17 protein-coding genes are annotated in these 15,208 nt (G+C 28.5%); 9 read left to right on the top strand and 8 right to left on the bottom strand.

What is annotated here, in order from left to right; all coding sequences use genetic code 11:
* From mnmE to A9601_RS10110, 4 genes are all read left to right on the top strand, one after another.
* Entirely contained in the window at positions 1 to 1,383 is a 1,383-nt protein-coding gene (mnmE, locus tag A9601_RS10125) for a tRNA uridine-5-carboxymethylaminomethyl(34) synthesis GTPase MnmE (protein ID WP_011817682.1), read from the top strand.
* An 82-nt stretch (positions 1,384 to 1,465) separates the two neighbouring features.
* Positions 1,466 to 2,332, top strand: a complete 867-nt coding sequence (gene nadC / locus A9601_RS10120; RefSeq protein WP_011817681.1) for a carboxylating nicotinate-nucleotide diphosphorylase — start codon at positions 1,466 to 1,468, stop codon at positions 2,330 to 2,332.
* 27 nt (positions 2,333 to 2,359) lie between these two features.
* Positions 2,360 to 4,174, top strand: coding sequence for an arginine--tRNA ligase (argS, locus tag A9601_RS10115; RefSeq protein WP_011817680.1), 1,815 nt, complete (start codon positions 2,360 to 2,362; stop codon positions 4,172 to 4,174).
* Positions 4,174 to 5,283, top strand: a complete 1,110-nt coding sequence (locus tag A9601_RS10110; RefSeq protein ID WP_011817679.1) for a pyridoxal phosphate-dependent aminotransferase — start codon at positions 4,174 to 4,176, stop codon at positions 5,281 to 5,283. Before argS ends, A9601_RS10110 begins: the two co-directional genes overlap by 1 nt.
* Here A9601_RS10110 and A9601_RS10105 read toward each other — a convergent pair.
* From A9601_RS10105 to prfB, 6 genes are all read right to left on the bottom strand, one after another.
* Entirely contained in the window at positions 5,280 to 6,005 is a 726-nt protein-coding gene (locus tag A9601_RS10105) for an MBL fold metallo-hydrolase (RefSeq protein ID WP_011817678.1), read from the bottom strand. The genes A9601_RS10110 and A9601_RS10105 overlap by 4 nt on opposite strands.
* Before the next feature lie 19 nt (positions 6,006 to 6,024).
* Positions 6,025 to 6,621: an anthranilate synthase component II gene (locus A9601_RS10100; RefSeq protein ID WP_011817677.1), complete on the bottom strand. Its 597-nt coding sequence runs from the start codon at positions 6,619 to 6,621 to the stop codon at positions 6,025 to 6,027.
* A gap of 12 nt (positions 6,622 to 6,633) precedes the next feature.
* Positions 6,634 to 7,044: a diacylglycerol kinase family protein gene (locus A9601_RS10095; RefSeq protein ID WP_011817676.1), complete on the bottom strand. Its 411-nt coding sequence runs from the start codon at positions 7,042 to 7,044 to the stop codon at positions 6,634 to 6,636.
* Positions 7,045 to 7,050: 6 nt separating this feature from the next.
* On the bottom strand, positions 7,051 to 7,590 hold the full coding sequence (ybeY, locus tag A9601_RS10090) for an rRNA maturation RNase YbeY (protein ID WP_011817675.1): 540 nt from the start codon (positions 7,588 to 7,590) through the stop codon (positions 7,051 to 7,053).
* A gap of 6 nt (positions 7,591 to 7,596) precedes the next feature.
* Positions 7,597 to 7,779, bottom strand: a complete 183-nt coding sequence (locus tag A9601_RS10085; protein WP_011817674.1) for a DUF3285 domain-containing protein — start codon at positions 7,777 to 7,779, stop codon at positions 7,597 to 7,599.
* Between the two features lie 3 nt (positions 7,780 to 7,782).
* Positions 7,783 to 8,905 (bottom strand): peptide chain release factor 2 gene (gene prfB, locus A9601_RS10080; protein WP_144039669.1). Its coding sequence is split into 2 segments (ribosomal slippage): positions 7,783 to 8,829 and positions 8,831 to 8,905, totalling 1,122 coding nucleotides; the frame shifts between segments, so codons are not numbered across the junction.
* 76 nt (positions 8,906 to 8,981) lie between these two features.
* On the opposite strand from prfB, the gene grxC reads away from it, so the two are divergent.
* Positions 8,982 to 9,236 carry a glutaredoxin 3 gene (gene grxC / locus A9601_RS10075; RefSeq protein ID WP_011817672.1) on the top strand — a complete coding sequence of 85 codons (255 nt, stop codon included), beginning with the start codon at positions 8,982 to 8,984 and terminating at the stop codon, positions 9,234 to 9,236.
* Positions 9,237 to 9,241: 5 nt separating this feature from the next.
* The gene (gene gshB / locus A9601_RS10070) at positions 9,242 to 10,165 is read left to right on the top strand and encodes a glutathione synthase (RefSeq protein WP_011817671.1); all 924 of its coding nucleotides are present in this window, start codon (positions 9,242 to 9,244) and stop codon (positions 10,163 to 10,165) included.
* Here gshB and A9601_RS10065 read toward each other — a convergent pair.
* On the bottom strand, positions 10,158 to 11,570 hold the full coding sequence (locus tag A9601_RS10065) for a chorismate-binding protein (RefSeq protein WP_011817670.1): 1,413 nt from the start codon (positions 11,568 to 11,570) through the stop codon (positions 10,158 to 10,160). The two genes, gshB and A9601_RS10065, sit on opposite strands and share 8 nt — an antisense overlap.
* 101 nt (positions 11,571 to 11,671) lie before the next feature.
* On the opposite strand from A9601_RS10065, the gene menA reads away from it, so the two are divergent.
* From menA to A9601_RS10050, 3 genes are read left to right on the top strand one after another with little or no spacing between them, the layout of a single operon-like run.
* A complete protein-coding gene (gene menA, locus A9601_RS10060; protein WP_011817669.1) occupies positions 11,672 to 12,589 on the top strand; it encodes a 2-carboxy-1,4-naphthoquinone phytyltransferase in 918 nt (305 codons plus the stop codon).
* A complete protein-coding gene (locus A9601_RS10055; RefSeq protein ID WP_011817668.1) occupies positions 12,586 to 13,551 on the top strand; it encodes an o-succinylbenzoate synthase in 966 nt (321 codons plus the stop codon). The genes menA and A9601_RS10055 overlap by 4 nt, the downstream gene beginning before the upstream one ends.
* Positions 13,548 to 14,750: an AMP-binding protein gene (locus A9601_RS10050; RefSeq protein WP_011817667.1), complete on the top strand. Its 1,203-nt coding sequence runs from the start codon at positions 13,548 to 13,550 to the stop codon at positions 14,748 to 14,750. The genes A9601_RS10055 and A9601_RS10050 overlap by 4 nt, the downstream gene beginning before the upstream one ends.
* A 3-nt stretch (positions 14,751 to 14,753) precedes the next feature.
* Here A9601_RS10050 and A9601_RS10045 read toward each other — a convergent pair whose 3' ends face one another.
* On the bottom strand, positions 14,754 to 15,206 hold the full coding sequence (locus A9601_RS10045) for an acyl-CoA thioesterase (protein WP_011817666.1): 453 nt from the start codon (positions 15,204 to 15,206) through the stop codon (positions 14,754 to 14,756).
* Positions 15,207 to 15,208: the final 2 nt, after the last annotated feature.

The raw sequence follows: 15,208 nt of genomic DNA, 5'->3' as shown, positions 1-15,208 counted from the left end.
ATGGATTCGATAGTTACTACAGAAGATACGATAGCCGCAATTGCTTCAGCTATAAGTATTGGGAAGGGAGGAGTTGCGATAATAAGAGTATCAGGGAAAGACGCAATAAATTCTTGCAAAAAGATTGTTCAAACTAAATCTAAATATGCATGGGAATCACATAGAGTTTTTCGTGGTTTTATTCAGGAAAATAAACAAAATAAATTTATAGATGAGGTTTTAATTTTAGTGATGAAATCCCCAAATAGCTTCACAGGAGAGGATGTAGTTGAACTTCATTGCCATGGCGGAATTATCATAGTAAATAAAGTTTTAAAGATATTATTATCTAATAATTCTAGAGTTAGACTTGCAAACCCAGGAGAATTTAGTCAAAGAGCTTTTCTTAATGGGAAAATAGACCTTACTCAAGCCGAGTCGATTAATCAATTAATTAATGCAAGCAATGCCAGATCAGCAGAGTTAGCCTTTAGCGGGGTTCAAGGAGAAATAAAGAAAAAAATTGATGATATTAAAAATGACCTTATAAATCAACTTTGCGAAATAGAAGCGAGAGTTGATTTTGAAGAAGACTTCACAGATTTTGATTACACCAAATATCTAAAAAACATTAAAAAAGTCAAAGAAAAAATAGAATTACTAATAGAAAATGCAAAAAGAAATTCATATATTCACAATGGAATATCCATTGCGCTTATAGGAAAAACAAATGTTGGCAAAAGCTCTTTATTAAATTTGCTTGCGAAAAAAGAGAAAGCAATCGTAACTAATATTCCTGGAACAACTAGAGATGTTATTGAAGTTAATTTAACTATTAATGATATTCCAATGAAAATAATTGATACTGCTGGCATAAGAGAAACTCATGAACAAATTGAAAGTATTGGAATTAAAAAAAGTTTTGGGAAAATAAAAGAGTCAGATTTTATAATTTATATTTATAGTCTTGAAGAAGGATTTAATGAAGAAGACAAAAAAATAATACAAGAAATTCCCAAAGAAAAATTAATTACTATTTTGGGCAATAAAAAAGATTTAATTGATTGCAAAAATATTAATTCAAATGAGTTAAAACACACAATTCTTATGAGTATTAAGAATAATGATGGTGAAAGATTATTAATAGACACAATTATAAAAAAATGCGGATTAAAACAAGTAGAAAATATCAATATATTTTTAAACGATAGACATCTAACAAATTTGTCTGCTTGCTTATCTAATTTAAATGATACTGATGAAATAATTGAAAATAAATTACCATTTGATTTGTTATCAATTGAGCTGAGAGATGGAATTCAAAACTTATCTAAAATAACTGGTCAAGAATTAACAGAGGAACTTCTAGATAATATTTTTTCTAAGTTTTGTATTGGTAAATAAATTTGAGTTAAATTACATAGTGATATATAGTTGATTCTCTAACTTCAGTTTAATTTTTATTAATTAATTATTTATTAGTTTAGTGGATTTAAATACTCCAATAATAAGTAAAATCATTGATAATTGGATCGATGAAGATATAGGTAGGGGAGATCTTACAAGTTCCTCTATTACAGAAGAGAATGGTAATGCATATTGGATTGCAAAAGAAGAGGGTATATTCTGCGGGGTTGAAATTATAAAAGAAATTTTTAGAAAAATTGATTTAAAAATCAGTCCAAAATTTAATATCTCTGATGGAGATCAATTTGTTAAAGATCAAAAACTCTTAGAAATATATGGGCCTTCAAAAAGTTTGCTAGCTAGTGAAAGAATAAGCTTAAATATAGCAATGCATTTATCTGGAATATCAACATACACAAAGAATCTTGTAAATAAGTTAGAAGGTACAAATATAAAATTAGCAGATACTAGGAAAACGACTCCTGGCTTAAGAATATTTGAAAAATATGCATTCAAATGCGGAGGTGGAGTCAATCATAGAATGGGATTATACGATGCAGCTATGATAAAAGAAAATCACATTGCATGGACAGATAATCTTAATAATGCAGTAAAAAAAATTCGAATAAATTCGCCTTTTACAACTCATATCATAATTGAAGCTGAGAATATCGAACAGGCAAAAGAAGCAGTATTAGCAGGAGCAGATAGTGTCTTATTGGATGAACTTAGCCCTGAAATAATCAAAAAAAACGTTCAAGAATTAAGAGATTTATCAATGAATAGCTTAAAAAAAGAAGTAAATAAAAATTTGATAATAGAAGTTTCTGGAATTAACCCTGAAGAAATTAGTAAATATCTAATAAAAGGTATTGATTTGATTTCAACAAGTTCTTCAATCACCAAAAGTAATTGGATTGATTTGAGTATGCGTTATATTAATTAACTATATAGATAAATAATTGAATAATTAATGCTAATCATTTTTAAAGAATTAACAAAACAATTTGAACAATCTCTTTTAGATAGTCTTGAAAATAATGATAAAAAAGGAGAATTCGAAATTCTTCGAAAAAATTTAATTACACAATCATCAAAAGAGGAATTTGGTGATTATCAATGTAATGTTTGTTTAAGTTTATCTAAAATATATAAAAAGAACCCAAGAGATATTTCTAATGATTTTATTAACCTTTTAAATAAAAATAAAAGGATATCAAAATTATGTAAGAGTCTAGAAATAGCTGGACCTGGATTTATAAATATAAAATTAAAAGATGAGGTTCTAATAAATGAAATTAAGTCAAATATTCAATGCAATAGGGCTGGCATACCTCTAATTAGAAAAGATTTAGAAAGTGGTTTATCCAATAAAGTTATTGTAGATTTTTCTAGCCCTAATATTGCTAAAGAAATGCATGTAGGGCATTTAAGATCAACAATAATAGGTGACTCAATATCTAGAATTTTCGAGTTAAGAGGTTATGAAGTATTAAGACTCAATCATGTTGGTGATTGGGGAACACAATTTGGCATGCTTATTACTCAGCTCAAAGATTTATATTCAAATGATCTAGAAGAAATAGGAAAGATCAAAATAAGTGATTTAGTTGAATTTTATAAAGAATCAAAAAAAAGATTTGATAACGAATCTGAATTCCAAAAAAGATCTAGAGAAGAAGTAGTTAAGTTACAAAGTGGAGATATTAAATCGATTAAAGCTTGGAAATTATTATGTGATCAATCAAGGAAAGAATTTGATGAAATCTATAAAAATTTAAAAATAAAAATAGAAGAAAGAGGTGAATCTTTTTATAATCCCTTCTTAAAATCAGTTATTGATGATTTGAATTTAGAAAAAATATTAGTAGAAGATCAAGGAGCAAAATGTGTATTTTTAGATGGGATGACTAATAAAGAAGGCAAACCTTTACCGCTAATTATTCAAAAAAAAGATGGGGGTTTTAATTATGCCACTACAGATCTTGCTGCTATAAGATACAGATTCAATAAACCTCCTAATGGAGATGATGCTTCAAGAATTATTTATGTAACTGATCATGGGCAAGCAAATCATTTTGCTGGAGTTTTTCAAGTTGCAAAAAAAGCAAAATGGATCCCAGAAAATTGTCAAGTAGACCATGTCCCTTTTGGGTTAGTTCAAGGAATTGATGGCAAAAAACTAAAGACAAGAGAAGGTAAAACAATACGCCTAAAAGATTTATTAAATGAAGCAGTTAGAAGAGCAAAAGAAGATTTATTGAAAAGATTAGAAGATGAAGATCGTTATGAGACCGAAGAGTTTATAGCAAATACTTCAAGAATTATTGGATTAGGAGCTGTTAAGTATGCAGATTTAAGTCAAAATAGGATTACCAATTATCAATTTAGTTTTGATAAAATGCTTTCCCTAAATGGTAATACTGCTCCTTATTTGTTATATACACTTGTAAGAATTTTAGGAATTAAAAGAAAAAATAATTTTGTTTATGACTCTAAAGATTTTCAGTACGTAAATTATGAACATAAATCTGAGTGGAAACTTATCAGAAAATTACTTAAGTTCGATGAAGTCATAATTTCTATTGAAAAAGACTTAATGCCAAATAGATTATGCAATTATCTGTTCGAGCTATGTCAGACTTTTAATAGATTCTATGATCAAGTTCCAATCCTCAAAGAAGAAAAAAATATAAAAATTTCTAGGCTTAATTTATGTGACCTAACTGCAAAAACACTAAAATTAAGCTTAGAGATTTTAGGAATTGAAACTTTAGAAAGAATGTAATGAATGATTTTGATCCATTAAATAATCTTTTCCCAAAACCAAGAGAAGAAATAATAAATATGCAGTCTTACTCTGCACCTTTAGAAAATAGAAGAAATTTACTCCGCTTAGACTTTAATGAAAATACTTTAGGTCCAAGTCCTAAGGTTCTAGAGGCATTAAAAGCGATAAAATTAGATGAGATTTCAATTTATCCAGAATATAATTTTTTAAAAAAATATTTATGTGATAAATATCTTGATTCAAGAAAATTTGGTAATGATGAAATCGGAATTTTCAATGGAGCAGATGCAGCAATAAATGCAATTTTCAATTGCTTTGGAGAAAAAGATCAAATATTTCTAACCACAAATCCAACTTTTGGTTACTATTCTCCTTGTGCAGAAATCCGAGGAATGAAAAAAATAAGTTGTTCTTACATTGGAGAAAATTTTCTATTCCCCATCGAAGAATTTAGGGAAAAAATAATAAAGCATAATCCAAAGTTAATATTTATTTGCAATCCAAATAATCCAACAGGAACTGTTCTAAGCTCTCATGAAATAATTAATTTAGCCAATATCAATAAAGATTCATTAATAGTTGTTGATGAACTATATGAAAAATTTAATGGAGATAGTCTTCTTAAATCGATAGATTTTGAAAAAAATAAAAATATACTAATAATACAATCTCTTTCAAAAACTGCAGGTCTAGCTGGTTTAAGAATAGGTTTTACTTTTGGCAATAAAAGTTTAATTCAGTACATTAATAAAGTTACAGGACCATATGATGTAAACAGCTTTGCTATAACAGCTGCATTAGCAGCACTTAAAGACAAATCATATATTGATAATTATGTTTTAGAAGTAAAAAAGGCGAGGGAATGGATTTTAAATAAATTTAAATCAACAAAAATCAGAACTCACTTTAGTGGAGGTAATTATTTCTTAATTTGGCCAAAAAAAGATCCTAAAATCTTAATACAACAGATGAGAGCAAAAGGTATTCTTATTAGAAGTATGGAAAACAAAAAAGATATCAGTAATTCTATAAGGGTTAGTATTGGAACTAAAGAACAAATGATTTTTTTCTGGGACAATTACAAGATATTAGATTTAAAAAATTAATTACTGAAAATATAAATTGTATTTTGATCGATTCTTTTAGGTTTTATTTGAAAATTTTTTCCAACATATTTTACTTTAAAATCTTTCATATTTTCGATAAATAAATCAGAATTTGAGAAATCACATTCTTTATTAATTTTTTTGCCGCGTTCAAAGTGAACAGGAATAACTACATTAGGTTTTAGAAGCTTAACTATTTTTGAGGCTTCTTTACCATTGTAAGATTTTATTCCTCCTCCAATTGAAATAAACAATATATCTGGACCAGACAAAATAATTTGACTGTTTATATCAATATCACCAGCAGCTCCTCCCATATGAACAATTTTAAGATCATTCTGCTCCCAACTCCAAACAGTTGCCATCCCAAATCTTCTTCCATCTACTCTGTCATGTGGTACAGAAATTCCATTTAATAAAATATCCTCAAATTGATAGATTCCTGGCTCAACGAACATTAATTGATCATTAGGGTTATATCCTTCATCTGGAAGCCTAGAACTAGCCAAAATAAAATCTACGTTGACTTCTTTTGGCTCCTTTAAATTACTTGCACAACCTATTGCTTTAAAGGGATTTATAAGAATAGATTTATCTGCACTAGTAATTAAAAAACTACTATGTCCCAAACTTTTTATTCCTAAGTTCCTTGCCAATAATGAGGTAGGTAAAAAAGAGCTAACTAGTATCAAAAATAAAAAGTTTTTAATTTGAGAAATCATAATATTATTTTTTTTTATTTTACTTTTTTTCAGCCATTTTTAGAAAATTACTAATTAATTTATGACCAAATTGCGTCAACACACTTTCAGGATGGAACTGTACCCCATGTAAATGTTTATATTCTTTATGAGAGATAGCCATAATTGTTGAGTCTTCTAAAGTCGCAGTTATGTCGAAACAAGATGGTAAAGAACTTGAATCAACTATAAGACTATGGTATCTAGTAGCCACAAATGGAGTCTCGATATCTTTAAACAATCCTTTTTGATTATGAAATATTTTGGATGTCTTACCATGCATAAGTTCTTTCCCAACTATAACCTTACCTCCAAAAGCTTGGGCCAAAGCTTGATGACCTAAACAAACTCCCAAGGTCGGAATATTTTTAGATAATTTTTTTAGAATTGGCAGACAAATTCCAGATTGATCTGGATTACCTGGACCTGGAGATAAGAGAATTCCACTAGGATTTAGTTTGATAATTTCGTCTAAAGTAATTTCATCATTTCTTTTAACTATTAATTCTTTAGTTATTTCATGCTCAACTGAAAGTTCTCCTAAATATTGAACAAGGTTATAAGTAAAACTATCGTAATTATCAATAACAAGAAACATATTTATATGGATTTAAAATAACAACTTTATTTTAGGAACAAAGATATATACAGCAATAATAACAGAATTAATTGAAGCTAATAATACTGCTCCTGCAGAAGCATCTTTTGAAATTTTAGCCAAAATACTAAATTCTTTTTTCACTACTAAATCAACGATTGATTCAATAGATGTGTTCAATATTTCTAATATTAAAACAGACATTATTGTTGCAATCAAAATAACATAATTACTTAGACTAATTTTTAGTAAAAAACCAATTATTAAACTTGTAACTGCAAAAATTAATTGAATTTTAAAATTTCTTGAAGTTTTTAATACATAACTAATACCACTGAAAGCATACTTAAAACTTATAAATATATTACTAGAAGTTTTGTATGATTCTTTTCTATTTTCTAGATAGTTTATTTTTTTTTCCATTTATTTTTAATCTAATCGAGTAATTAAATATTCTTGGAAATTTAACATATTTTCTAAATCATGCTCATTATTATGTTCCCATCCCAAAAGATGTAAAAATCCATGACTAGCCAACCAGATCATCTCTCTATAGATTGAATGTTTATATTCATAAGATTGCTCAAGTGCCATCTCTAATGATATAAAAATATCTCCCAACTCTATATGATCTAAATTATTTAGAGATTCATCAGAAATAATTGGAAAAGATAGAACATCAGTTGGACCATTTTTTTGCATCCATTTCTTATTCAAAGAAGCAATTTCTTGATTAGATATTATCTGTAAGCCTAATGAAAAAGATTTTTTATCAAAAATATAATTTGGTAATTCATAATCCTCATTTTTTAATATAGTATTTATCCAAGATAAAAAAACTTTCTCCCAAAAAATAGATTCAAAAATAAGATTAGTTTTAGTATCTTTTAACTTATTTGAAAATTGAGAGAAATTATTACATTGAAAAACCAAATCTAAATTTATTTCAGAAATAATTTTTTCTTTCATACATTCTTAAACTGGAATATTGGGCTTACCTATTGTGGCTACAAGTATTAATATCCCAATTAAAACTAGAAAGGTTATTGAAAAATGAGAAATACTTTTTGAGCCTTTCCTTACCATATTTCTCATAGCAAGCTTGATAAAGCTTGGAGGAGAAACTTTTTTTTCTAAAATTTCGTTTTTATTTTCCATTAGTTATTCAATAGATTCATTAGAAGAAATATTCATACGTAATAATTCATGAATAAATGGGTCAAGTCCACCATCTAAAACACTATCTAACTCGTTAGTCTCCTGCATAGTCCTAAGATCTTTTACCATTTGATAGGGATGGAAAACATAATTTCTTATTTGATTGCCCCATGCAGCTTCCACAATATCACCTTTAATATCAGCGACTTCAGCAGCTCGTTGTTCTTTAGCAATCACTAATAGTTTAGACTTTAAAAGTAACATAGCTTTTTCTTTATTTTGTAATTGAGATCTTTCTTGAGTACATCTTACTGAAATTCCTGAAGGCAAATGAACAATTCTCACTGCTGTTTCTACTTTATTAACATTTTGTCCTCCAGCTCCACCGGATCTACTCGTTGTAATTTCTAAATCTTTTTCAGGTATATCAAGTGAAATATTATCATCTAATTTTGGCATAACCTCTACCCCAGCAAAGCTGGTTTGTCTTTTGCCATTGGCATTAAAAGGAGAAATTCTTACTAATCTATGAGTTCCTTTTTCATGTTGCAGATAGCCATATGCATATTTTCCTTCAATTTCGAACGTTACACTTTTAATACCAGCTTCTTCTCCTTGAGATAATTCATTAATGACAAGGCTCATTTGATTATTATCGGCCCATCTTGAGTACATTCTTAATAATATCTCTACCCAATCCTGCGCATCTGTTCCTCCCGCACCTGCGTTAATAGAAACTACTGCTCCTTCCTTATCGTATTCACCACATAACAATCTCTCAAATTCCCATTTATCCAAATTCTCTCTTAATTTCTTTAATCCCAGCTGCGATTCTAAAATCATTTCCTCTTCGGGTTCTAGAGAATAAAGCTCAAGAGAGGCATTAGCATCAGAAATAAAAGTTTTCCATTTATCTAACAATTCGAGTTGTGCTTTGACATCATCAAGGATTAACATTTGCTTTTTAGCTTCTTCTTGATTATCCCAAAATTCAGGCTGAGCAGAAATTTGCTCTAACTCTTTCCTTTTCGCTTTTAATCTTGGAACGTCAAAGACAATCCTGAGCATTACCCAGGCGCTCTGTTAGTTCCGAAAGATCTTTTTTGAAATCTGTAATATCTATCAAAATAGAATTTAATCGTTATTTATAATCTAACAAGCACTTTTGTTTAATAGTATAAACTAAGTATTATTTTAAAAAAATGTCCAAAGTTGAAATTTATACTTGGCAATATTGCCCATTCTGTATTCGAGCAAAATCACTACTCAAGAAAAAAAATGTAAATTTTACAGAATATAAAATAGATGGCGACGAAGATGCCAGAGCATTGATGATTGAAAGAGCTGATGGTAGAAGAACATTACCACAAATATTTATAGATAATGAGGGTATCGGAGGCTGCGATGATCTCTACGCATTAGAAAATGAAAATAAATTAGAAGCATTATTAAACTAGATCTTATGAAATTTCTATTCGTAATAGATCCAATTAAAAATATAAATCCCTTAAAAGATTCAACTGCTGCTTTAATGCAAGCATCATCAAAAAAAAATATTGAAATCTGGAGTTGTACTCCTCAAGACCTGGAAGCTAGAGGTGATGAAGTATGGGCATCTTCCGTAAAAATTGAAGTAATTCCATGGATTTCTTTCAAAGAGAATGATTGCATACCTCTCGCCGAATTTAATTGCATTTGGATGAGAAAAGATCCTCCTGTAAATGAGGCTTATTTATATGCAACCCATCTTTTAGAAGTTGCCGAAAGAAAAGGAGTAAAAGTAATTAACAAACCCTCATCTTTAAGAGCGTGGAATGAAAAGCTAGGTGCTTTAAGATACAGCCACTTAATGGCACCTACAATAGTTGCGAGTAAGGTAAAAGATCTTATTAATTTTGCAAATATAAATAATGAAGTAGTCATAAAACCTCTAGGAGGAAAAGGTGGTCAAGGTGTTATAAGGATAAATAAAAATTCTCCAGGAATTAAATCAATCATTGAATTAATCACTTCTCAAGAAGAATTACCCGTTATGATGCAAAAATTTATTCCTGAAGTCGTAGAGGGTGATAAAAGAATAATTATCGTAAACGGAGAAGCAATTGGATCAATAAATAGGATTCCTCAAGGAGGCGATTTTAGGAGTAATTTAGCGATGGGAGGCAAGGCTGAACCCACATTATTAACAGAAAAAGAAAAAAGTATCTGCTCAGAATTATCTCAACACTTCAAAGATGAGGGTTTATTTTTTGTAGGTATTGATGTAATAAATGGAATGCTTAGCGAGATTAATGTAACCAGTCCAACAGGTTTAAGAGAAATAGAAAATTTATCCAATAAAAATGTTTCAGAGGAAGTTATTGAAAAATTAGTAGAAATTATCTAGGGTTTTTAGCGCAAAATATCTGTTTTACTATAGATTCAAATTTTAATTTAATCTCATCTATTTCTTTCTCTAAAACGGAGCCAGAAACTAAACCTGAACCTGCAGTAAATTCAATATTTTCTTCAATACATCTTGCGCCTCTTATTGCCAAAAGAAATGAAGCATTGCCTGATGAGTCAACCCAACCCATTGGAGAAGCATAATTTCCTCTAGGAAAAGATTCAAGAGTATTTATCCAATCCAATGCTGCATTTTTTGGGTATCCACAAACAGCTGGAGATGGATGTAAGTTTTTAAGCAATTCAAAAGGACAAATATTTTCAACTTTAGAGAAAATGAGTGTTTGCAAATGAGAAATATCTCCAAATGAATTTACCTTGATATCACTTTTTTTAAAGTTTGTTATTTTTGAAACTTCTAAAGATTTAATCAAATGTTGTATTACATAATTATGTTCCTTTAAGTCTTTAGTACTTGTTAGGAGTTTCTCAAAATTTGAATTAGTAGAGATAGTTCCAGCAAGAGCCTCTAAAGTTAAATTAGGTTTAGAGAAAGAAAATAATTTTTCTGGAGATGCTCCAAACAAAATATCCTTACTATTCCTTTTCCAAACGTATCTACATGTATTTGGTTGATTCTTTTTAAATCTTTTTAAAATTTCTACTAAATCTAATTTATTTTTAAGTTTTATTTTAATCCTATTAGCTAAAACTATCTTTTCGAGGATATCTTTATCTACTAATTGAATTCCACTATTTACTACTTTTTTCATGTTTGTTTTAGAAGTTTCTAAGGAGCGTGAGAAATCATCAATAAAAGGGGAATCAAAACTAGTTTTTAAGCCAGATGATTTTATTAATTCTGAGCCAGAATTAAAAACTTGATTTCTAATTGTCCATATTTCTTCAATTAATGTTCTTAATGATGATTTACCTTCAACATGACCATTGATTCTTAACCAGCAATTCTTGCCACTTTTAGTAATTAATATTTTTGGCAAAATGGCTTCCAAACTAGGGATATCTGAAGGTAAATTCTTATTATTCAAATTTTCAGAGAAAGAAAATAAATAAATTATTTTTGAAAGTGCAGAATTATGCGATTCATTAGTTAAGTTAATTAAATTTTTAAAATTCTCAGAATTAAACTCTTTTGCTACCTCAAATCTTTTTGGGCCATCCAGAGTAACATATTTACACTTCTCGAAAGCTATATATGAAATTCCATCAGATTCCTCCCAAAATGAAGAAAACGGATATTGATTTATTAACAATGCATAAACTTGGAATAAATCAATACAAGGAATCTCAACACAAATACTTACTAATCCAGAATTTTCAACTTTCTTATCGAAAGAGGAAAATACATCTTTTAAAAAATCTGTTAAGTTTAAATCATTTTTCATTACTTATTGAAAATAACTAAAAATGATGCAATAAAGTAAAAAATGTAACTCAATTTATAAACTACATTCAATAATTATCTAATTTTGCGTGTTAATTAAAAATGGACGAAGATAAAAAAAAATTATGGAAAAAAGCAATAAAATGGCCTCTTTATTCTGTTGCCATACTTCCAGTTTTAATAACAGGGGCTTACTTGCTCAATCAATATGAAGAGGTAAAAATTTATAATTTGATTTCATTTACTTTAGCTGCAATTTTGATATTACTTTGGGAAAATCTAACTAATGATTTATACGACGCAGAAACAGGAATCGATGAATTTAAATTCCATTCAATTGTAAATCTTGTAAAAAATAAAAAAATAATTTCATTTATTGCATATACATCTTTAGTTATTGGTTTATTAATAATTTTAATTATTTCAGTATCAACAAGTATAAACATTTTTATTTTGGTGGCAGCTTGCTGCTTCTTAGGATATTTATATCAAGGTCCTCCTTTTAGATTGGGCTATCAAGGTTTAGGAGAACCATTATGCTGGCTTGCATTTGGACCTTTTGCGTACTCTGCAGTCTTAATTGCGTTAAATCCGTCTAATATTTACTTCGAAGATATTCCATGGAAAGTTTCTTTATTACTTGGTTCAGGACCTTCCTTGGCAACAACTCTTGTATTATTTTGTTCTCATTTTCATCAAATTTCTGAAGATAGAAAGCATGGGAAAAATTCACCTTTAGTTCGCTTAGGAGCAAAAAAAGGTTCTCAATTTGTGCCTTGGATAATTTTTACAATATATATTTTTCAACTTCTCACAATAGTTTATGGATTTATTCCAGTGTTTTGCATCCTTTATTTGCTTAGTTTCCCTCAAGCAATAAGACTTATAAATTTATTAAAATCTTCGTATGCAAAACCTTCTGCAATAAAAAATTGCAAATTCGTCGCAATAAAATTTCAAACTCTTAATGGGATTGGTTTAATTACAGGATTAATATTTAATTACTTGCTAAATAAATGAACTTAATATTTCAAAAAAAATCTTATAGCTTTAAGTTATCGGAAAAAGTAGAAAATTCTAAAACCAATTACCATACAAAATCGGGTTGGATAATTAAATTAATAAGGAATGATAAAAAAATAGGGTTTGGAGAAGTTTCACCGCTATATAAAAAAGACTTAAAAAAGTGTGCGAAAGAACTAGATATGATCCCTGAATATATAGAGGAATTTAATTTATCTGAGCAAATAAATATTTTTCACCCATGTATTCAATCTGCAATAAATTCTGCATTAGCTGAGATCAATGGAAAAATAATTTTTAAAGAAAACTACTACTTTGATGAAATTGGTAAAACAGCCATATTGTTAAATCATGAAAATGTAGTTTCAGATCTAAATAAAATTAAAAAAAGACAATCTGATATTGGAAAATCATTAACCATAAAATGGAAAGTAGCATTAAAAAATAATCAAGAGGAAGAAGCAAGTTTAGAAGAAATTTTAAGCCAAATAGGCAATAATATTAAGTTAAGAATAGATGCTAATGGTTCTTGGGGAAGAGAGATAGCTAATAGATGGGCTGATATTTTGAAGGATAACAAAAATGTAGATTGGTTAGAACAACCTCTCTGTGTTGATGATATTGATGGACTGACAGAACTAAACAAAAAAATCCCTATAGCCTTAGACGAATCACTTTTAAAATTTCCAAATTTGATTAATGAGTGGAAAGGTTGGCAAATTAGAAGGCCTTCTCAAGAAAATAATCCAGTTAATCTTTTAAGAGAATTAGAAAATAAAAAAGCTTTAATATCTATAAGTACCTCATTTGAAACTGGTATAGGGAAGAGATGGCTTTATCATTTATCGTCTCTACAATTACAAGGACCAACTCCAAAAGTTCCTGGTTTAGCAATGAATAAATTCCCTAATTCGTTTCTATTTTTAAATGAAGCAAAAAAGATATGGGATCAACTATGAAAAATAAAATTCATACTATTGAAGTTGAAAATAACGAAACTCAATCTGTTGAGAAAATTATTGAAAAAATTAGAGAGAATAAAATTATTTATGTAAAAAACAAATTTTACCAAGACAAAGATGTATTAGATTCAATTACTGAAAATGGGCCAGCAATTATCTTAAACAGTAGTGGGAGTTCTGGAAAACCGAGACAATGTTTTCACCATTTTGATAATCTTAAATTATCTGCAGCTACATCAGGTAAATGGCTAATAGAGCAAGGATTTGAATTGCAAAACTGCTTAATTTTCAATACTTTACCCCTGAATCATATAAGTGGATTAATGCCAATTTTTAGAAGTCAAACTTGGGGATGTGATTGTATTAATATTTCTCCGAATTTGATAAAAAAAACTCGAGAACTTTTACTTTTTACAATTAATTTTAAAAAAAACAAAAAATACTTGATTACGTCATTAGTACCTACCCAATTACAAAGACTTTTAGCTCAAAAAGATGGAATTAGTTGGCTAAAAATTTTTGATCTAATTTGGGTAGGAGGAGCTTCAATTCCAGATGAAACTGCAGAACAATGTATAAAAGAAAAAATAAAATTAGCACCTTGTTACGGCTCAACTGAAACAGCAGCAATGGTTACGAGTTTAAAACCAAAAGAATTCTTAATGGGTTATAAAAATGTTGGAGAAATACTACCTGATACAAAAATAAGAATTAACGCACAAGGATTAATCGAGATAAAATCAGCCAGAATTGGAATCGAAATAATAGACTCTTTAAAAACTGAAAATTTCAAAAATAAAAATGGGTGGTGGCAAACAGGTGATTTAGGTGAAATTAATCAAATCAATAATTCTTTCTATTTAAACTTTGTCGGAAGAAGTGATAATGCCTTTAATTCAGGAGGAGAAATCGTTTTCCCTGAAGTAATTGAATCAAGATTAAATGATTTCATTATGAAAGAAAATATCCCAATTAATAAATTCAATATTTCAAAAGTATCTAACAAATTATGGGGAAATAAGATTAAAGTAATAGTTGAATTTAGAGAACTTACAAATAATAAAAATATTGAAATTTCTTTAAATTTATTAAAAAAATTTTCTCAAAATTGGCCTAAACATGAAAGGCCTGAAAAGTGGATTGTTAAAAACAAAAATAGCATTACAGAAAAAATAAAATATAAATTTAAAAAATAATAATTAGCATTCTTTTAAATTTGTACTCACATTAGAAGCCTCTATCCATCTTTCTAACTGATCGGGAAGTTCTATTTTATCTCTTGAATCAATGTCTAAAGAACAATGTATAATTTTCCCTTCGGCTACTTTATTTCCATTTTTTATAAAAAAGCTATTTACTTGGAACAAATGAGTATTAATTTTATGAGGGACGATTTTTACTTTTAATAAATCTCCAATTTTTATAGGCGCAAGAAAGTTTGCTTCACAATTTACTATTGGAAAAATAATTTGACTTTTACGTATAGAAAAATCTGGGAAAATATCTTGAGAAGGAATCCCATAAATTTCAATACTTTCTTCCCAAGCTTCATGCGACCATTTTAATAAGTTATGAAAATGAATTACACCTGCAGAATCACAATCACCAAATCTTACCTTCTTCTGCAATATTAACCAGTCAGCGGGTTTCATTT

This window comes from Prochlorococcus marinus str. AS9601 (assembly GCF_000015645.1).
GTDB lineage: Bacteria > Cyanobacteriota > Cyanobacteriia > PCC-6307 > Cyanobiaceae > Prochlorococcus_A > Prochlorococcus_A marinus_O.
Note: the sequence above shows the minus strand (reverse complement) of the source record. Positions and strands in the feature narration are given on the sequence as shown.